The following is a 17679-nucleotide window of genomic DNA, read 5'->3' as shown; positions in this document are numbered from 1 at the left end:
TGCAAACAATTATCAAATGGCCGCCTTGTCCGCAGGGCGCCGCCAGTTGCCGAGGATACTTGGCCTGTCATCCGGATGCCCGGGAAAACCTTTCAAGGAACCTGCTTATGCGCCTGAGTACCCGCGTTGCCGTGCTGTGTGTCGGACTTTTCGTCAGCCACTCGGCGGCGTCGGCTGACCTGCCGCAACGTTGGGTCAGCGCCGGTGGCGCGTTGTCGGAGTGGGTCAGCGCGTTGGGCGGCGAATCGAAACTGGTGGGCGTCGATACCACCAGCCAGCATCCCCCAGCGCTGAAATCATTGCCGAGCATCGGCTATCAACGCAGCTTGTCCGCGGAGGGCATTCTCAGTCTGCGTCCACAGATCCTCATCGGCACTGAGGAAATGGGCCCGCCACCGGTGATTTCGCAGGTGCGAACTTCGGGTGTGCAGGTCGAACTGTTCTCGGCTCAACCGGATTTGCCGACGCTGGAGAAAAACCTGAAACGTCTCGGGCAGTTGCTCGGCGCTGAAACCCAGGCGACGCAACAGTTGCAAAGTTATCAACAGCAACTCGATGCGCAAAACACCCGCGTAGCCGCCAAGCAAACAATACAGAAAGCGCCGGGCGTGCTGTTGCTGTTGGGGCATGCGGGAGGCAAGCCGTTGATTGCCGGCAAGGACACCGCCGCTGACTGGTTGCTGCAACAGGCCGGCGGGCACAACCTGGCGACCCATTCCGGCTACAAACCGTTTTCCGTGGAATCCCTCGCCAGCCTTAATCCTGAAGTGTTGGTGTTTGCAGATCGCGCCTTGACCGGCGAGGCGGCGAAGGTTGCGCTGTTCAAGGAAAACCCGATTCTCAACTCGAGCCGCGCGGCAAAATCCGGCCGGGTGCTGGAGCTGGATCCGACGTTGCTGGTCGGCGGACTCGGGCCGCGCTTGCCGGCGGCGCTGAAAACGCTGTCTGACGGTTTCTATCCTGCCACGAGCGGCCAATGACTCTGGTCAAACCGCGCAGCTTGTTTATTGGCCTGATCCTGCTGTGTTTGCTGGCGATTTGGTTGTCGCTGGCGTTGGGGCCGGTCAGTCTGCCGCTGTTCGATACCTTGCGCGCGGCATTGCGCCTGATCGGCGTGCCGATTGCTCCGCAGGGATTGGAACAAGCGGAGTTGATCCTCGGGCAGATCCGCCTGCCGCGTACCTTGCTAGGGCTGGCGGTGGGTGGTGTGCTGGCCTTGTCCGGCGTGGCGATGCAAGGACTGTTTCGCAATCCATTGGCCGATCCGGGTCTGGTCGGCGTGTCCAGTGGCGCGGCGCTCGGGGCGGCGGTGGCGATTGTTGGCGGCTCGTTCTTTGGTGGGTTGCCTGAGTGGTTCGGGCCGTATCTGTTGTCGGTGTGTGCGTTTCTCGGCGGGCTCGGGGTAACGGCGCTGGTTTATCGGCTGGGGCGGCGCAACGGTCAGACCAACGTGGCGACCATGTTGCTGGCCGGTATTGCCCTGACGGCGCTGGCCGGTTCGGCGGTCGGGCTGTTCACTTATCTGGCTGATGACGCGACTTTGCGCACGCTGACGTTCTGGAATCTCGGCAGTCTCAATGGCGCCAGTTATTCACGATTGTGGCCATTGCTGTTGATCAGCGTGGGCGTAGCTCTTTGGTTGCCGCGACGAGCCAAGGCGTTGAATGCCTTGCTGCTTGGCGAGTCGGAAGCCGGGCATCTGGGCATCGATGTCGAGCGGCTCAAGCGTGAACTGGTGTTCTGTACCGCGCTTGGTGTCGGTGCCGCAGTGGCGGCGGCGGGGATGATCGGATTTGTCGGGTTGGTGGTGCCGCACCTGGTGCGCTTGCTGTCCGGTCCCGATCACCGCACGTTGTTACCCGCCTCGGTGTTGGCCGGCGCAAGTTTGTTGCTCCTGGCCGATCTGGTGGCGCGTCTCGCGTTGGCACCGGCAGAATTGCCCATCGGCATCGTCACCGCGTTCATCGGTGCGCCGTTCTTTCTTTACCTGTTATTGCGGGGCCGTGCCTGATGTTGTCTGCGTACAGTTTGCACATACGCCGCGGACGCAAGACCGTGTTGAGCGATGTCACCCTGCAACTAGAGGCCGGCGAAGTGCTTGGCGTGCTGGGGCCTAACGGCGCCGGCAAGAGCACCTTGCTTGGGGCGTTGTGCGGTGAGCTGGCAGCCGACGACGGCGGAGTTTTGCTCGACGGCAAAGACTTGAGCCACTGGAGTGGCAGTGAGCGGGCCCGGCGACTGGCGGTGTTGCCGCAGGTCTCGACGCTCGATTTTGCCTTTCGGGTCGAAGAAGTCGTCGGCATGGGGCGCTTGCCTTATCAGAGCGGTCGGGTACGCGATGACGAAATTATCGCCGCCGCGCTGCAAGCTGCGGACGCCAGGCACCTCTTGGGCCGCAGTTATCTGGCGCTGTCCGGTGGCGAGCGTCAGCGCGTGCATCTGGCGCGGGTGCTGGCGCAGTTATGGCCGGGCGCAGCCGGACAGACGTTGTTGCTCGATGAACCGACGTCGATGCTTGATCCGCTGCATCAGCACACGACCCTGCAAGCGGTGCGCGAGTTTGCCGATCGCGGTGCGGCGGTGCTGGTGATCCTGCATGATCTGAACCTGGCAGCGCGCTATTGTGATCGCTTGTTGCTGCTGGAAGGCGGGCGCCCGGTGGCGCTGGACACGCCGCAGCAGGTTCTGCGTCCGGAACCGCTCAAAGCGGTGTTTGGTCTGGAAGTATTGGTGCAGCCGCACCCGGAGCGTGGGCATCCGTTGATCATCGCCCGCTGAGTACGTCATCGAGGTGAAGGCATGCGTGGGATCTTTCTGCTGGTGGTGTTATTGCTTGGCGGCTGCTCACATGTCGCGCCGCCACCTCCCGTCAATGGAGACATCCGCGATCTGCGCAGCGGTGAGGTCATCAGCGCACAGGAATTGTTGGAGCAGTTGGCCATGCCTGCTCAAGTGATTGTCGGCGAGCAGCATGACAATGCCGATCACCACGCAGTGCAACTGTGGCTGTTGCAGGCTCTGGGCGAGCGGCGAACGCAAGGCAGCCTGCTGTTGGAAATGCTGACGCCGGATCAACAGGCGCGGGTGAATGCGGCGCACCAAGGCCCATTGCCTGGCGATCTGCCCGTTGCGCTCGATTGGCAGGATGGCTGGGACTGGAATCTTTATGGCCCGATTGTGCGCTTTGCCCTGATTCAGAACTATCCGTTGCTGGCGGCCAATCTTGATAACCCGGAGATTCGTGCGCTGTATGGCACGCCGCCGACGCTGAGCGGTGCGCGCAGCAATGCGTCGACAGTGAAAGCCGAATTGCTCAAGCAAATCGCCGAGTCCCACTGTGGGTTGCTCCCTGAATCGCAAATGCCCGCGATGCTCGCTGTGCAACAACAGCGCGACCGGCGCATGGCCGAGCGTCTGCTCGCGGCGCCTGAGCCGTCGCTGTTATTCGCCGGTGTCTGGCATGCGCGCAAGGATGTTGGCGTGCCGCTGCATCTACTTGATCTAGGCGCGTCACGGGCGCCGACGGTTCTGTTGTTGGCAGAGGAGGGCAGCGAAGTCACGTCGGCCATGGCCGATTACGTCTGGTACACAGCGGCCACGCCGCCGCAGGACTACTGCGCGCAAATGCGCAAACAGTTCGGCAAGTCGTGACAGCGACGCCCGCTTTTCCACAGGCAAAAAAGACCCGGCAAGAGCCGGGTCAAATAACCGTGATTAGCCTGATGAGGAGATAATCTGAGAGTCCGAACCAAGGGCTTTTCAGAAAATCGACTGATCTCGCGACCAGTTGTGATAATCATAGCGATTCTCATTACCGAGTCAACAGCTGATTTCTCATTTGCCGGAATTAGTTCTGGCACATGGCGAGAATGCCCCGTAAACATTGGGCAAGCTCAGCGCTGCGTAAGTTGTTTATTCAGTTGGCCAATACGCCGGGCCATGCCTTCAATCAGGCTGTGAGCGATTTTTGGATGAGTGCGTGTCAGGCTCAGGAACTGATCGCCAGGGATCAGCATGATCGTAATCGCCTCGCGGGCAATCACCGTGGCATTGTGCGGTTCACCCGTGAACACCGCCATGGCGCCGAAGATTTCATCCTTCGGCACGTCACCGACCTTGCGCCCATCGACGAATGCTTCGGCATGACCTTCGATAATCACAAAAACGTGGTCGGCCGTGTCACCTTGCTGGATCAACACGTCGCCAGCCTCTACACGTTTAAAGCCATTGGTGCTGCGAAACTCCCGGGGTTTCAACTCGGCAATGGCGTGAGCGAGTAGCGCCTGCTGACCAGTCAGGTAACGAACGAAGGATTCGGCACGTAACGGATCCTGATAAATATATTGAAACAATTCCGTTCGCTTATACGGGGTCAAACGCACCGGCCCCTCGCTGCTCAAACGGCACTCTGTCCATGCCTGTCCCTGTTGCAAACCGATCAGATCGCCCTGGTGCCAGTAGAACAAGGCACGCCCACCCATCCAGCCGTGGATCAATCCCTCCGACAACAGGAACACTTGATCGTCGGGCAGTTGGGCCTGCAAGTCATGGGTTTCAGATAACGCTAACGCGGGTCCGCAAGGTGCAAAGCCTTCCAGCCATTGCGCTGGAAGGCATTGCAAATGATTGATCAACGTTTCGGCATGCGCCGGTTGTTCTCCGAGCAGGTACATGGCGATCTATGCCTGTTCAATTTTTGTGGCGAGAGGAAATGGCTTCCAACTGTTTGTTAAGGGCGTCCTTACGTTCGGCGGGAATGTCATTCCAGTGCACATCCATCAATGCGCCCTCGATCGCATACAACAACACCTTCGACGCCCTAAACCCACGGGTGCGCACTGCCCGATACGCGTCTACGGCGCCCAGGCGACGCAAGTCCGAGGCGCTGTGAATACCCACGGCATGCAGCCACTGCGCCGACGTCTTGCCAAGATTTTTCAGGTGTTGCAGTTCATCATTCATCAAGCCTCCTTGCGACGGCCGAATGGTGCGTGGACGAGCTTCTCAGGAGTGTAGCCATCAGTAGGAAAAGCGTGATTCTTTGATCGGATTAGTCGCAAATGCTTCTAAGCATGCGCTAGATCGGCAGGAAGGAAGGGCGACGAGATGTGGGAAAAAACCACGCAGCAGGCAGTCCAGCGCAAGGCAGGGGCGCTGGACAGGTCAGGCAATGTTGGCGTTTAGCGGGTCCGATAGCGCAGGCGTGTACCGAAATTCATCGACATGAGGATTTCGTCAGCGCTCAGCTCCGGCGGGAAGTACGCCCCGGAAATCTGCGCATGGGCGAGGCTGGCGCCTTCCAGCAACGCTTGGCGGAAGTCGATGCCGCGCAAATCGGCGGACCGGAAATAGGCATCACGGAAATCCACGCCGTTGGCGTTCAACTCGCGCAGGTCGAGCCCGCGAAAGTCGCCGCCGACCATGTCGATAGAGCCGACGTTCGGGCGCTCATTGTTGAAGCCTTTGACGTCGTCCTTGTGAAGCAGGGCATACAGCGGGGTGTCGAGAAGTTTCGGCTGGCTCATGTCAGATCACCTGTTGGTTTTATGACGCCAGTATAGTGCCACTATTTGGCAGCCGTGAAGCGGGCGAGCGCTTCACGGCTGAAATAGTTTCTTACAGGCCCGGCAGGCGCTGGCGAATCTGGGCGACGACGGTGTCCAGCGTCCCGGACTCGTTGGTCTGAACACGCTTGCTGCGCAGAATCTCTTCCGGCGTCAGTGCTTCGCGAGTGGCTTGTTGCGCTTCGATCACGGCCAGATTAGCGTCGGACGGATCCTTTTTATCTGCCTGACGCAGCGCCAGCCAGCTTTCGATCACGGCTTGTGGCGCATTGCAGTCAAGAATCAGGAAAGGTGTGCCCGTGTCTTCGGCGACCTTCGCAGCGTTGTCACGCTGCTCGCGCTTGAGGTAAGTCGCATCAATGACCACCGGGAAACCGGCACGCAGAATGGTCGCGGCAATGTCATGCAGGTGCGCATAGGTGGCGGTGCTGGCGTCGGCGCTGTAAATGCCGGCCTGTGGGGCGTTGGCCACGGTTTGCTCGCCGAACAAGCGCTTGCGCTCGATATCGGAACGCAGGCGCACGGCACCGAGTGCTTCGACCAGACGCATGGCGACGTGGCTCTTGCCGACGGCCGATACGCCGTGGGTGATGGCCATGAAACGCGACGGAATGGTGCTGTAGCTTTCCGCCAGGTTCGCGTAGTTGCGGTACTGGCGCAGCGTGGTGGCGCGCTGCACCGGGGTGGCTTCGGCCGGCATGCTGAACAGTGCGACCTTGGCGCGAACCATCGCACGGTAAGCCTTATAGAAGTTCAGGACTTCGAGGCCCTGGTAGTCGCCGGTCAGTTCCAGATATTGGCTGACGAAGCGACGGGCCAGGGACTTCAGGCCACGGTCTTCCAGATCCATCGCGAGGAAACCGGTGTCGGCGTACACGTCGGTGAAGCGGAACGGTTCGTTGAACTCGATGCAGTCGAAGATCACGACCTTGCCATCGATCAGCGTGGCGTTGCCCAGGTGGATGTCACCGTGGCATTCACGGGTGAACCCCTCGGCCTTGCGCTGAGTAAAAAGCGGCTTGAGGCGTTCGAAGCTGCTTTCAGCCCAGGCTTGCAGGGCTTCGAGTTGTAGCAAATCGTTTTTGTCGCTGAGGAACGGCAGGATCTGTTCGAAGTTCTGGCGCACCGGCGCCATGACACTGTCCGGCGTGCCGGCAGGGTGTTCGGCGGGTACTTTCGGCGCATTGAGGTGGAAGTGGGCGATTTGTTCGGCCATTTCGTCGATGTGCCGGGTGGTCAGCTCACCATTGGCTTGCAGGGTGCTGAGCAAACCGCTCTGTGGGAACTGGCGCATTTTCAGCACGTATTCGATGGCCGGGCCATCACCGCCAATCTGTGGCGCTTCGACGCTGCCGGTGACCGGCAGGACTTCCAGGTACAGGTCATCCGTCAGGCGCTTGTTAAGGCGCAGCTCTTCGCCACAAAAATGTTCACGTGCGTCGAGGGTGGTGAAGTCGAGAAAACCGAAATTCACCGGTTTCTTCACTTTATAAGCAAAGGGCCCAGTGAGCAGCACCCAAGAGATATGGGTTTCGATGACCTGGAACCCATCGACAGGGTGCGGGTAGAGGGCCGGGTTTTGCAGGGCAGCGATCAGTGACTGGCTCACGGGCGATCCTTCAGAGTCTGGGGCGAATTGATGGCGGCCATTATGGCCGCTCGCCCGCCTGACGCAAACCTCGGAGCGCGTCTGTCGAGGATTTATAAAGTGCGTATAATCCGCCGCCATGACTCGATCCCGAACTCCCCGTACCCCCAAAAAGCCACCGTCCAAGGGCCTGCGCCCGTGGATGAGTTGGGTCCTTAAACTCAGCCTGGTCGCCCTTGTGGTGCTGGCCGGCTTCGCCGTTTACCTCGATGCCGTGGTGCAGGAAAAATTCTCCGGCAAGCGCTGGACGATCCCGGCCAAGGTGTACGCGCGGCCGCTTGAGCTGTTCGTCGGACAAAAGCTGAGCAAGGGTGATTTTCTCACCGAGCTCGATGCCTTGGGCTATCGCCGCGAAGCTGTGAGCAACGGCCCGGGCGCGGCAGCGGTCAACGGCAACACCGTCGATCTGAATACCCGTGGCTTCCAGTTCTATGAAGGTCTGGAAAAGCCGCAATCGGTGCGTGTACGTTTTTCGGGCGATTACGTGGCAGAGCTTTCCGCGAGCAACGGCTCGAAATTGTCCGTGGTGCGTCTGGAGCCGCTAATGATCGGGGGGATTTACCCGAAGAATCTTGAAGACCGCATCCTGATCAAGATCGATCAGGTGCCGCCGTACTTGCTGGAAACTCTGGTCGCGGTGGAAGACCGGGATTTCTACAGCCACTGGGGCGTTTCGCCGAAATCGATCGCCCGTGCCGTTTGGGTCAACACGTCTGGTGGAAAAATGACTCAGGGCGGCAGTACGCTGACCCAGCAGTTGGTGAAGAACTTCTACCTGACCAGTGAACGCAGCCTGAGCCGCAAACTCACTGAAGCCATGATGGCGATGCTGCTTGAACTGCATTACAAGAAGCCGGAAATCCTTGAGGCTTACCTTAATGAAGTGTTTGTCGGTCAGGACGGCCAGCGCGCGGTGCATGGTTTCGGTCTGGCCAGTCAGTTCTTCTTCGGCCAGCCTTTGTCCGAACTGAAGTTGCATCAGGTCGCCCTGCTGGTGGGCATGGTCAAAGGGCCGTCCTATTACAACCCGCGTCGCAACCCGGAGCGTGCGCTCGAGCGGCGTAACCTGGTGCTCGATGTCCTTGAGCAGCAGGGCGTTGCAACGGCCGAGCAAGTCGCCGCCGCGAAGAAGATGCCGTTGGGTGTGACCACGCGCGGCAAGTTGGCCGACAGTTCCTTCCCGGGCTTCATCGATCTGGTCAAGCGTCAGCTGCGTGAAGACTATCGCGACGAAGACTTGACCGAAGAAGGCTTGCGGATTTTCACCAGCTTCGATCCGATCCTACAGATGAAAGCCGAGGCGTCGGTCAATGACACCTTCAAGCGTCTGGCGGGCCGCAAGGGTTCCGACGACGTGGAAGCCGCCATGGTGGTGACCAATCCGGAAACCGGCGAAGTCCAGGCCATGATCGGCAGCCGTCAGGCCAGTTTTGCCGGTTTCAACCGGGCGCTGGACGCGGTGCGGCCGATCGGCTCGCTGATCAAACCGGCGGTTTACTTGACCGCGCTGGAGAAACCGAGCCAGTACACGCTGACCAGTTGGCTGTCGGACGATCCGCTATCGATCAAAGGGGCGGACGGTCAAGTGTGGAAGCCGCAGAACTACGATCGCCGCTCCCACGGCACGGTCTTCCTTTATCAGGGGTTGGCGCATTCCTACAATCTGTCGACGTCGCGTCTGGGCCTGGCCGTTGGCGTGCCGAATGTGCTGAAGACCGTGGCGCGTCTGGGCGTGAGCCGCGAATTTCCTGCATTCCCGTCGATGCTGCTCGGTGCGGGCGGCATGACGCCGATCGAAGTGGCGACCATGTACCAGACCCTCGCCAACGGTGGCTTCAACACGCCGATGCGAGGGATCCGTAGCGTGCTGACCGCCGAGGGCGAGCCGCTCAAGCGATATCCGTTCCAGATCGAGCAGCGTTTCGATCCGGCGTCGATCTATCTGATCCAGAACGCCATGCAGCGGGTCATGCGTGAAGGTACGGGCAGTTCGGTTTATAACGTGCTGCCAAAAAACCTGACGCTGGCCGGCAAGACCGGTACCAGTAACGATTCACGCGATAGCTGGTTCGCCGGTTTCAGTCAGGATCTGCTGGCAGTGGTGTGGCTCGGTCGCGACGACAACGGGAAGACGCCGTTTACCGGTGCCACCGGCGCGTTGCAGGTCTGGAGCAGTTTCATGCGCAAGGCCGATCCGCTGCCGCTGGATATGCCGCAACCGGATAACGTCGTGCAGGCCTGGGTTGATTCGCGCACCGGGCAAGGTTCCGATGCCAACTGTCCTGGCGCGGTTCAGATGCCGTATATTCGCGGCAGCGAACCTCCACCCGGCGCCAGTTGCGCGAGCGTAAACCCGGCATCCCCGGAGTCGGTGATGGATTGGGTCAAGGACTGGATGAACTAAGCGAAGAGGTTTTCAAGTGAACAAGTGGTTGATCCCAGCAGTGACCGCCGTGGCTTTGCTCAGCGGCTGCTCAAGCGTGCAGCGCGGTTCGATTCCGGTGGTGGATTCAGGTACCGCCGTGTCCAACAGCGAACGTATCTCGGCCAATGGCGGTTTCCGCCAGACGACGGTGAAACGTCCGGCTCAAGGCCAGGTGCAAGAGATTCCGCAAGGCGATACCGGCGTTGTCGTGATGGTGCCGGGTGGCGGCGCAGCGACGTCGACCCCGATCAGCACGGCGCCGATCACGCCGGGCCCGATTACCCCGGGGCCTTACAACCCTTCGCCGGTTGACTCTGCGCCGGTCAGCTCCGGCAGCTACAGCATGCCTTCGCAGCCGAGCGCAGCTCCGTCGGCGAGCGGCGGCGGTGGTCTGTCGGCAGACGAACAACTAGACGGTCCTGTACTCGCGCTGTTGACCACCGCGCAGCAACAGCAGGCCGGTGGCGACCTGAACGGTGCGTCCTCCAGTCTTGAACGCGCTCAGCGTGTGGCGCCGCGTGAGCCGCAAGTGCTTTATCGTCTGGCGCAGGTGCGCATGGCCCAGGGCGATGCGCCGCAAGCCGAGCAATTCGCCCGTCGCGCATTGACGATGGCCAATGGTCGTCCGGACTTGCAGGCCAGCCTGTGGGAACTGATCGCTCAGGCGCGTGAGAAACAAGGTGATTCCGCCGGTGCCGCGTTGGCCCGTCAGAAGGCCAAGGTTTCGCTGTGATGGATGTCCGTTTCCCGAAAATTGCCGATCAGTTGCTGCTGATCGAGCGTGAGTTGCGTACACAAGGTTGGTGGGATGACGTTCGACCGTCCGACGAAGCCCTGAGCAGCGTCGAACCGTTCTCGGTCGATACGCTTGATTTCGAGCAATGGCTGCAGTGGATCTTCCTGCCGAAGATGAAAATCATCCTTGAGCAGGATCTGCCGTTGCCCAATGCTTCGGGTATTCAGGAAATGGCCGAGATGGTGTTTGCCTCGCGCAATGTCGGCGGCAAAGACCGACAGCTTCAGGTGTTGCTCAAAGAGTTCGACCTGCTGATCACCGCCTCCCGCTGACACCATCGTCCTGTAGGAACTGCCGCAGCCTCGTTGCACTCGTCAGCTCCTACACATCGGTTACTGGCAGTTTTCCGAGATTTGTCGCTGTGCCTCGCCGATGCGCTCTTGCCGTTGCGTATCGGTCAGGCGCCGTGTTTCACCTTCTACTTCTTCTCTTAAACGCGGATTGTTCTGCAATTGCGCCAGGTTCGTGCGCGCCTGCTCACAAAACTCCTTGAGCTGGGCTTGTTGCTCCGCCACCTGTTTTTTCACGTTTTTGTCGATGGACTGCTGGTCGCCGATCGCGCCGCTGCCGGGGATCGCACGTGGCGGAACGGCAGGTGGGGAGGGCATTTGCACGGTGGTGGCCGGCTGACCCTGGGGCGGTTGCGCGTCGAAGTGAGTGACACCTTGGGCATCGACCCATTTGTAGATTTGACCGGCCATGCACCATGGGCTGACACCGATCAAAAGGCATAGGAGGAGCGTTCGCATGCTGATTCCTTGGCAAAATTGCGCAATCGAAGCTAACAGAGTAGCGGTTTCCGGGTTTTTTCTTGCGTTCTCATGTGCTTACCCACAATTAACCACACAGACGACTTGACTTGGAGAGGGCGAAACAGAAGAATCCAAAGTCCGCTGTAGAGGGACTGCCAGAAGCAGACCCACTCGGCAGATCATGAGGCGCCTATCCGCGCCGACCTGTTACACCCGCAACGCGTTACCTCGCGCTGGGTGGGAGAAGCCCGCAACACTTGGGACGATCCCAATACTTGCTCAGTCAGTGCTGACGTAGTCGGCGACCACCGTCGCTCATGCTCTGCCGAGAAGTAAACCTATTAAGACCCGTCCCCGTTTATGTGGGCGGTATTCTGGCGTTTTAGAGGTGAACAACGTGGAGCTTTTATCTGGCGGTGAGATGCTCGTCCGCTTTTTGCGTGACGAAGGCGTCAAATATATCTACGGGTACCCGGGTGGTGCTCTTCTTCATGTTTACGATGCCCTGTTCAAAGAGCCGGAAGTAAGCCACATCCTGGTTCGTCACGAGCAAGCGGCTACCCATATGGCTGACGGCTATGCCCGTGCCACCGGTAAAGCCGGCGTGGTATTGGTGACATCGGGTCCTGGCGCCACAAACGCCATCACCGGTATCGCCACCGCCTATATGGATTCGATTCCAATGGTGATCATCTCCGGCCAGGTGCCAAGCACCATGGTCGGCACCGACGCGTTCCAGGAAACCGACATGATCGGTATTTCCCGGCCGATCGTGAAGCACAGCTTCATGATCAAGCACGCTTCGGAAATCCCGGAAGTCATGAAGAAAGCCTTCTACCTGGCACAATCCGGTCGTCCGGGCCCGGTCGTGGTCGATATCCCGAAAGACATGACCAACCCGGCCGAGAAGTTCGAATACATCTTCCCGAAGAAAGCCAAGCTGCGCTCTTACAGCCCGGCCGTTCGCGGTCACTCGGGGCAAATCCGCAAGGCTGCAGAAATGCTCCTGGCAGCCAAGCGTCCGGTGATGTACGCCGGCGGTGGCGTGATCCTCGGTGGTGGCTCCGCGCCGCTCACCGAACTGGCGAAAATGCTCAACCTGCCAGTGACCAACACCCTGATGGGGTTGGGTGCCTACCCAGGCACCGATCGTCAGTTCATCGGCATGCTGGGTATGCACGGCAGCTACACCGCCAACCTGGCGATGCACCACGCTGACGTGATCCTGGCAGTCGGCGCACGCTTCGACGATCGTGTGATCAACGGCCCGGCGAAGTTCTGCCCGAACGCCAAGATCATCCATATCGACATCGACCCGGCTTCGATCTCCAAGACCATCAAGGCCGACGTGCCGATCGTTGGCCCAGTGGAAAGCGTCCTGACCGAAATGGTCGCGATCCTCAAGGAAATCGGCGAGACCCCGAACAAGGATTCCGTTGCCAGTTGGTGGAAGCAGGTTGATGAGTGGCGCGGTGATCGCGGCCTGTTCCCGTATGACAAGGGCGACGGCAGCGTCATCAAGCCGCAGACCGTGATCGAAACCCTGTGCGAAGTCACTAAGGGCGATGCTTATGTTGCCTCCGACGTGGGTCAGCACCAGATGTTCGCCGCGCAGTATTACAAGTTCAACAAGCCGAACCGCTGGATCAACTCCGGTGGCCTGGGCACGATGGGCTTCGGGTTCCCGGCGGCCATGGGTATCCAGTTGAGCTTCCCGGACGCTGACGTTGCCTGTGTCACGGGCGAAGGCAGCATCCAGATGAACATTCAGGAACTGTCGACCTGCCTGCAGTATGGTCTGCCGGTAAAAATCGTCATCCTGAACAACGGTGTTCTGGGCATGGTTCGTCAGTGGCAAGACATGAGCTACAACAGCCGCCACTCGCATTCCTACATGGAATCGTTGCCTGACTTCGTCAAGCTGGCCGAGGCCTATGGCCATGTCGGCATGCGCATCACCGACTCCAAAGACTTGAAGTCGAAGATGGAAGAAGCGTTTGCCATGAAGGATCGCCTGGTGATTCTCGACATTTCGGTCGACACCAGCGAGCACGTCTACCCGATGCAGATCAAAGACGGCTCCATGCGCGATATGTGGCTGAGCAAGACGGAGCGTACATAATCATGCGACACATTATTTCCTTGCTTCTGGAAAACGAACCTGGCGCTCTGTCTCGTGTAGTCGGCCTGTTTTCGCAGCGTAACTACAACATCGAAAGCCTGACCGTGGCCCCGACTGAAGACCCGACCCTGTCGCGTCTGACGCTGACCACTGTCGGGCATGACGAAGTGATCGAGCAGATCACCAAGAACCTGAACAAATTGATCGAAGTGGTCAAATTGGTCGACCTGTCGGAAAGTGCTCACATCGAGCGCGAGCTGATGCTGGTCAAGGTCAAGGCCACCGGCGCCCAGCGCGCCGAGATCAAGCGCACTACCGATATTTATCGTGGGCAGATCGTCGATGTCAGCGCCAGCGTTTATACCGTTCAACTGACCGGTACCAGCGACAAGCTCGACAGCTTCATTCAATCGATCGGCACTGCCTCGATTCTGGAAACCGTACGCAGTGGCGTCACCGGGATTGCCCGCGGCGACAAAGTACTCAGCATCTAAACCAAATTAGCGAATGGCCTGAACGGCCGGATATAGGGGAAATTCATGAAAGTTTTCTACGATAAAGACTGCGACCTGTCGATCATCCAGGGCAAGAAAGTCGCCATCATCGGTTACGGCTCCCAGGGTCACGCTCAAGCGTGCAACCTGAAAGACTCCGGCGTTGACGTCACCGTTGGTCTGCGTAAAGGTTCGGCGACCGTTGCCAAGGCTGAAGCCCACGGCCTGAAAGTGACTGACGTTGCTTCCGCTGTTGCTGCTGCTGACCTGGTCATGATCCTGACCCCGGACGAGTTCCAGTCTTCCCTGTACAAAAACGAAATCGAGCCGAATATCAAGAAAGGCGCCACTCTGGCCTTCTCCCACGGCTTCGCGATCCACTACAACCAGGTTGTTCCACGCGCCGACCTCGACGTGATCATGATCGCGCCGAAAGCACCGGGCCACACCGTGCGTTCCGAGTTCGTCAAAGGCGGCGGTATCCCTGACCTGATCGCGATCTACCAGGACGCCTCGGGCAACGCCAAAAACGTTGCACTGTCTTACGCAGCAGGCGTGGGTGGCGGTCGTACCGGCATCATCGAAACCACCTTTAAGGACGAGACCGAAACCGACCTGTTCGGTGAACAAGCCGTACTGTGCGGCGGTACTGTTGAACTGGTAAAAGCTGGTTTCGAAACCCTGGTCGAAGCGGGCTACGCTCCAGAAATGGCTTACTTCGAGTGCCTGCACGAACTGAAGTTGATCGTTGACCTCATGTACGAAGGCGGTATCGCCAATATGAACTACTCGATCTCCAACAACGCCGAATACGGCGAGTACGTGACCGGCCCGGAAGTCATCAACGCCGAATCCCGTCAGGCCATGCGCAACGCCCTGAAACGTATTCAGGACGGCGAGTACGCCAAAATGTTCATCAGCGAAGGCGCAACCGGCTACCCTTCGATGACCGCCAAGCGTCGTAACAACGCTGCTCACGGCATCGAAGTCATCGGCGAGCAACTGCGCTCCATGATGCCTTGGATCGGTGCCAACAAAATCGTCGACAAAGCCAAAAACTAAGTCAGCGATTCTTGTACGAAGAACGCGGCCTAGGCCGCGTTTTTTCGTTTGGGCCGGCAGTTCTGGTATAAAGCTGCATCGTTTGTGGCCGAACCGTCGTCCCAGACGCCTGTCGAAATTTTTCAACCCGTTGCAAGGTAATGTCCATGAGCGAACGTCCCGAAGAGCCGAACCAGGCTCCTGACGCCGAAAGCCTGCTGCCCATCGATGAGCACATCGAAGAAGGGCACGACGCGGAAGGTCGTAAAGTCCGGCATCGTGGTATCTATCTCCTGCCGAACCTGTTTACCACTGCGAACCTGTTCGCCGGTTTCTACTCGATCATCAATTCCATGAGTGCCCAGGCTGCGCTGAGCGCTGGTAACACGGCTGACGCAAGCAAGTATTTCGGCTTCGCCGCGATTGCGATCTTCGTCGCCATGGTGCTCGATGGCCTGGATGGCCGTGTTGCGCGGATGACCAATACCCAGAGTGCATTTGGCGCCGAGTACGACTCGCTGTCGGACATGGTCGCGTTCGGTGTTGCGCCGGCGTTGTTGGCATTTGGCTGGGCACTGGGTGATATGGGTAAGGTTGGCTGGATGGTCGCCTTCATATATGTGGCAGGTGCAGCTTTGCGTCTGGCGCGTTTCAACACCCAGGTCGGTACGGCGGACAAGCGTTACTTCATCGGCCTGGCCAGCCCGGCTGCTGCTGGCGTGGTGGCGGGGATTGTCTGGGCATTCAGCGATTACGGCATTCAGGGCTCGAAGATGTCATTCCTGGTCGCGCTGATGGTGGCGGCTGCGGGCATGCTGATGGTCAGCAACATCAAGTACAACAGCTTCAAGGAGCTGGATCTGAAAGGGCGTGTGCCGTTCGTGGCGATTCTCGCCGTGGTGCTGGTGTTCGCTGTGGTGTTCAGCGATCCGCCACGCATTCTGCTGCTGGCGTTTCTCGTTTACGCGGCTTCCGGCCCTGTGCAGTATCTTTTGCGCCTGCGTCGTCGCAAAAGCGTCGAGTGATGTAATTTCCCCCATACTCCGCAGTCTATGGATGTATCTGTCCTCCAATGCTGCGGAGTTGTCATGCTGATCAAAGTCCCCAAAGCGTCCGACTGCCACGAGTCGGACGTCACGTCTGAATCCATCTATCTCTCTCGGCGGCAATTGCTCGGTGCGACTGCGGCGGGTCTGGCTGTGAGCAGTCTGCCGCGCTGGGCTGGTGCTGCTGATGCGGCGCGATACGCTGATGTCGAGCCCGGAAACGCGCCGGCATGGTTCGCCGAAAAACTGTCATCGACCCAGTGGGGCGCCATCAGCGTCAAGAATGAGGCGATCACGCCTTTTAAAGATGCAACCCATTACAACAACTTCTATGAGTTCGGCACCGATAAAGGTGATCCGGCGGCGAATGCGGGATCGTTGAAAACGGAACCGTGGAGCGTTGTGGTAGATGGTGAAGTTGGCAAGCCAGGGCGTTATGCGCTGGAAGACTTCATGAAGCCCTATCAGTTGGAAGAGCGTATCTATCGGCTGCGTTGTGTTGAAGCGTGGTCGATGGTGATCCCGTGGATCGGTTTTCCCATCTCTGCGCTGCTCAAACAGGTCGAACCGACGTCGAAGGCCAAATACATTCGCTTCGAGACGTTGCAGGATCCGAAGAGCATGCCAGGTCAACGTTCGGGATTTGCCTTGATCGACTGGCCTTATATAGAAGGGCTGCGATTGGATGAAGCGATGAATCCGTTGGCGATTCTGGCGGTAGGAATGTATGGGCGGGAGTTGCCCAACCAGAATGGCGCGCCGCTGCGGTTGGTGGTGCCGTGGAAATATGGCTTCAAGAGCGTTAAGTCCATCGTGCGTATCAGTCTGGTGAGCGAGCAGCCTAAGACTACCTGGCAGAGCATCGCGGCAGATGAGTATGGCTTCTATGCGAACGTGAACCCGACTGTCGATCACCCGCGCTGGACTCAGGCGCGAGAGCGACGCCTGCCGAATAGCCTGTTCAAGCCGAATGTGCGAGATACACAAATGTTCAACGGCTATGCCGACGAAGTCGCTTCTCTATATACAGGCCTGGATCTGCGGAAGAACTACTGATGCGATATCCGTTGTGGCGTACAGGTGTGTTCATCGCGGTCATGATTTGGCCGCTACTGTGGTTGTATCAGGCATTCGAGGATTTGCTTGGGCCAGATCCGGGCAAGGTGCTGGTTGATCGGCTCGGGCTTGGGACATTGGTGTTGTTGTTGATCACGTTAGGCATGACGCCATTGCAGAAGTTGACGGGCTGGGCTTGGTGGATCGCTGTCCGCCGGCAGTTGGGTCTCTGGTGTTTCGCGTATGTGGTTGTGCACCTTTGCAGCTATATGGCATTTATCCTGGGTTTTGATTGGTCGCAGTTGGGCGTCGAATTGCGTAAGCGTCCCTACATCATTGTCGGTTCGCTGGGCTTCCTCGGTTTGTTGGCGCTAGCGGTGACCTCAAACCGCTACAGTCAGCGCCGACTGGGGGCGCGCTGGAAGAAGCTGCATCGACTGGCGTACGTGATTCTCGGGCTGGGTTTGCTGCACATGCTGTGGATCGTGCGTGCCGATCTGAAAGAGTGGGCGATCTATGCGTTTATAGGTGCGCTGCTCTTGATGATGCGTTTGCCGCCAGTGAGCCGTCGAATCCCTGGATTGCTGGGTAAAAAGAAGATTCTTAGGGAAAAGCGAAATTAAGTGTTGACGGCAAAATCTGAGTGTCTATAATTCGCCCCACTTCCGGCGCAGTCGAAACGGAAAACTCCTTGGTAAACAATGAGTTAAGCAGTTTTCGACAGCGACTGGCTTC

At 58.8% G+C, this 17679-nt stretch carries 18 protein-coding genes; 13 read left to right on the top strand and 5 right to left on the bottom strand.

The window, feature by feature from the left end:
• Positions 1-107: 107 nt before the first annotated feature.
• Genes GIW69_RS21450 through GIW69_RS21435 form a run of 4 tightly spaced genes read left to right on the top strand, consistent with a single transcriptional unit; the run spans position 108 to position 3651 of the window.
• Positions 108-980 (top strand): ABC transporter substrate-binding protein, encoded by an 873-nt coding sequence (locus GIW69_RS21450; protein WP_236484780.1) that lies wholly within the window; start codon positions 108-110, stop codon positions 978-980.
• Between the two features lie 47 nt (positions 981-1027).
• On the top strand, positions 1028-2011 hold the full coding sequence (locus tag GIW69_RS21445; RefSeq protein WP_236484810.1) for an iron ABC transporter permease: 984 nt from the start codon (positions 1028-1030) through the stop codon (positions 2009-2011).
• Positions 2011-2778, top strand: a complete 768-nt coding sequence (locus tag GIW69_RS21440; RefSeq protein ID WP_236484779.1) for a heme ABC transporter ATP-binding protein — start codon at positions 2011-2013, stop codon at positions 2776-2778. Before GIW69_RS21445 ends, GIW69_RS21440 begins: the two co-directional genes overlap by 1 nt.
• A 21-nt stretch (positions 2779-2799) precedes the next feature.
• Complete coding sequence (locus GIW69_RS21435) at positions 2800-3651, top strand: ChaN family lipoprotein (RefSeq protein WP_236484778.1); 852 nt, start codon at positions 2800-2802, stop codon at positions 3649-3651.
• A gap of 242 nt (positions 3652-3893) precedes the next feature.
• On the opposite strand, the gene GIW69_RS21430 is transcribed toward GIW69_RS21435, so the two are convergent.
• From GIW69_RS21430 to GIW69_RS21415, 4 genes are all read right to left on the bottom strand, one after another.
• Positions 3894-4673: a cyclic nucleotide-binding domain-containing protein gene (locus GIW69_RS21430; protein WP_236484777.1), complete on the bottom strand. Its 780-nt coding sequence runs from the start codon at positions 4671-4673 to the stop codon at positions 3894-3896.
• Positions 4674-4689: 16 nt separating this feature from the next.
• Positions 4690-4962 carry a TfoX/Sxy family protein gene (locus tag GIW69_RS21425; RefSeq protein WP_003228231.1) on the bottom strand — a complete coding sequence of 91 codons (273 nt, stop codon included), beginning with the start codon at positions 4960-4962 and terminating at the stop codon, positions 4690-4692.
• A gap of 218 nt (positions 4963-5180) precedes the next feature.
• Positions 5181-5525: a pentapeptide repeat-containing protein gene (locus GIW69_RS21420; RefSeq protein WP_236484776.1), complete on the bottom strand. Its 345-nt coding sequence runs from the start codon at positions 5523-5525 to the stop codon at positions 5181-5183.
• A 91-nt stretch (positions 5526-5616) separates the two neighbouring features.
• Positions 5617-7173: a bifunctional aminoglycoside phosphotransferase/ATP-binding protein gene (locus GIW69_RS21415; RefSeq protein WP_236484775.1), complete on the bottom strand. Its 1557-nt coding sequence runs from the start codon at positions 7171-7173 to the stop codon at positions 5617-5619.
• Between the two features lie 118 nt (positions 7174-7291).
• Here GIW69_RS21415 and mrcB point away from each other — a divergent pair, with 118 nt between their 5' ends.
• The 3 genes from mrcB to GIW69_RS21400 are packed head-to-tail and all read left to right on the top strand — an operon-like array spanning position 7292 to position 10705.
• Positions 7292-9616: a penicillin-binding protein 1B gene (gene mrcB / locus GIW69_RS21410; protein ID WP_236484774.1), complete on the top strand. Its 2325-nt coding sequence runs from the start codon at positions 7292-7294 to the stop codon at positions 9614-9616.
• A gap of 16 nt (positions 9617-9632) precedes the next feature.
• The gene (locus GIW69_RS21405) at positions 9633-10370 is read left to right on the top strand and encodes a tetratricopeptide repeat protein (protein WP_236484773.1); all 738 of its coding nucleotides are present in this window, start codon (positions 9633-9635) and stop codon (positions 10368-10370) included.
• Positions 10370-10705 carry a YqcC family protein gene (locus GIW69_RS21400; RefSeq protein ID WP_236484772.1) on the top strand — a complete coding sequence of 112 codons (336 nt, stop codon included), beginning with the start codon at positions 10370-10372 and terminating at the stop codon, positions 10703-10705. The genes GIW69_RS21405 and GIW69_RS21400 overlap by 1 nt, the downstream gene beginning before the upstream one ends.
• A 60-nt stretch (positions 10706-10765) precedes the next feature.
• On the opposite strand, the gene GIW69_RS21395 is transcribed toward GIW69_RS21400, so the two are convergent.
• Positions 10766-11182, bottom strand: coding sequence for a DUF4124 domain-containing protein (locus GIW69_RS21395; RefSeq protein WP_236484771.1), 417 nt, complete (start codon positions 11180-11182; stop codon positions 10766-10768).
• A 400-nt stretch (positions 11183-11582) separates the two neighbouring features.
• Between GIW69_RS21395 and GIW69_RS21390 the strand changes: the two genes are divergently transcribed.
• From GIW69_RS21390 to msrQ, 6 genes are all read left to right on the top strand, one after another.
• Positions 11583-13307, top strand: a complete 1725-nt coding sequence (locus tag GIW69_RS21390) for an acetolactate synthase 3 large subunit (protein WP_236484770.1) — start codon at positions 11583-11585, stop codon at positions 13305-13307.
• A 2-nt stretch (positions 13308-13309) separates the two neighbouring features.
• On the top strand, positions 13310-13801 hold the full coding sequence (gene ilvN / locus GIW69_RS21385) for an acetolactate synthase small subunit (protein ID WP_003176102.1): 492 nt from the start codon (positions 13310-13312) through the stop codon (positions 13799-13801).
• A gap of 45 nt (positions 13802-13846) precedes the next feature.
• The gene (gene ilvC, locus GIW69_RS21380) at positions 13847-14863 is read left to right on the top strand and encodes a ketol-acid reductoisomerase (protein WP_007909969.1); all 1017 of its coding nucleotides are present in this window, start codon (positions 13847-13849) and stop codon (positions 14861-14863) included.
• 146 nt (positions 14864-15009) lie between these two features.
• A complete protein-coding gene (pssA, locus tag GIW69_RS21375) occupies positions 15010-15867 on the top strand; it encodes a CDP-diacylglycerol--serine O-phosphatidyltransferase (RefSeq protein ID WP_236484769.1) in 858 nt (285 codons plus the stop codon).
• Between the two features lie 63 nt (positions 15868-15930).
• A complete protein-coding gene (gene msrP / locus GIW69_RS21370; RefSeq protein ID WP_236484768.1) occupies positions 15931-16944 on the top strand; it encodes a protein-methionine-sulfoxide reductase catalytic subunit MsrP in 1014 nt (337 codons plus the stop codon).
• A complete protein-coding gene (msrQ, locus tag GIW69_RS21365) occupies positions 16944-17567 on the top strand; it encodes a protein-methionine-sulfoxide reductase heme-binding subunit MsrQ (RefSeq protein ID WP_236484767.1) in 624 nt (207 codons plus the stop codon). Before msrP ends, msrQ begins: the two co-directional genes overlap by 1 nt.
• Positions 17568-17679: the final 112 nt, after the last annotated feature.

Source organism: Pseudomonas syringae (assembly GCF_021605415.1).
Classification (GTDB): Bacteria; Pseudomonadota; Gammaproteobacteria; order Pseudomonadales; family Pseudomonadaceae; genus Aquipseudomonas; species Aquipseudomonas syringae_S.
The sequence above is the reverse complement of the archived record's forward strand: the minus strand, read 5'-3'. Positions and strand labels throughout refer to the sequence as shown.

Coding starts and splice junctions, on each gene's coding strand:
- pssA (WP_236484769.1), top strand. CDS start 15,010: ATGAGCGAACGTCCCGAAGAGCCGAACCAGGCTCCTGACGCCGAAAGC.
- GIW69_RS21395 (WP_236484771.1), bottom strand. CDS start 11,182: ATGCGAACGCTCCTCCTATGCCTTTTGATCGGTGTCAGCCCATGGTGC.
- GIW69_RS21400 (WP_236484772.1), top strand. CDS start 10,370: ATGGATGTCCGTTTCCCGAAAATTGCCGATCAGTTGCTGCTGATCGAG.
- GIW69_RS21435 (WP_236484778.1), top strand. CDS start 2,800: ATGCGTGGGATCTTTCTGCTGGTGGTGTTATTGCTTGGCGGCTGCTCA.
- GIW69_RS21425 (WP_003228231.1), bottom strand. CDS start 4,962: ATGAATGATGAACTGCAACACCTGAAAAATCTTGGCAAGACGTCGGCG.
- ilvC (WP_007909969.1), top strand. CDS start 13,847: ATGAAAGTTTTCTACGATAAAGACTGCGACCTGTCGATCATCCAGGGC.
- GIW69_RS21440 (WP_236484779.1), top strand. CDS start 2,011: ATGTTGTCTGCGTACAGTTTGCACATACGCCGCGGACGCAAGACCGTG.
- GIW69_RS21450 (WP_236484780.1), top strand. CDS start 108: ATGCGCCTGAGTACCCGCGTTGCCGTGCTGTGTGTCGGACTTTTCGTC.
- msrQ (WP_236484767.1), top strand. CDS start 16,944: ATGCGATATCCGTTGTGGCGTACAGGTGTGTTCATCGCGGTCATGATT.
- GIW69_RS21430 (WP_236484777.1), bottom strand. CDS start 4,673: ATGTACCTGCTCGGAGAACAACCGGCGCATGCCGAAACGTTGATCAAT.
- ilvN (WP_003176102.1), top strand. CDS start 13,310: ATGCGACACATTATTTCCTTGCTTCTGGAAAACGAACCTGGCGCTCTG.
- GIW69_RS21420 (WP_236484776.1), bottom strand. CDS start 5,525: ATGAGCCAGCCGAAACTTCTCGACACCCCGCTGTATGCCCTGCTTCAC.
- msrP (WP_236484768.1), top strand. CDS start 15,931: ATGCTGATCAAAGTCCCCAAAGCGTCCGACTGCCACGAGTCGGACGTC.
- mrcB (WP_236484774.1), top strand. CDS start 7,292: ATGACTCGATCCCGAACTCCCCGTACCCCCAAAAAGCCACCGTCCAAG.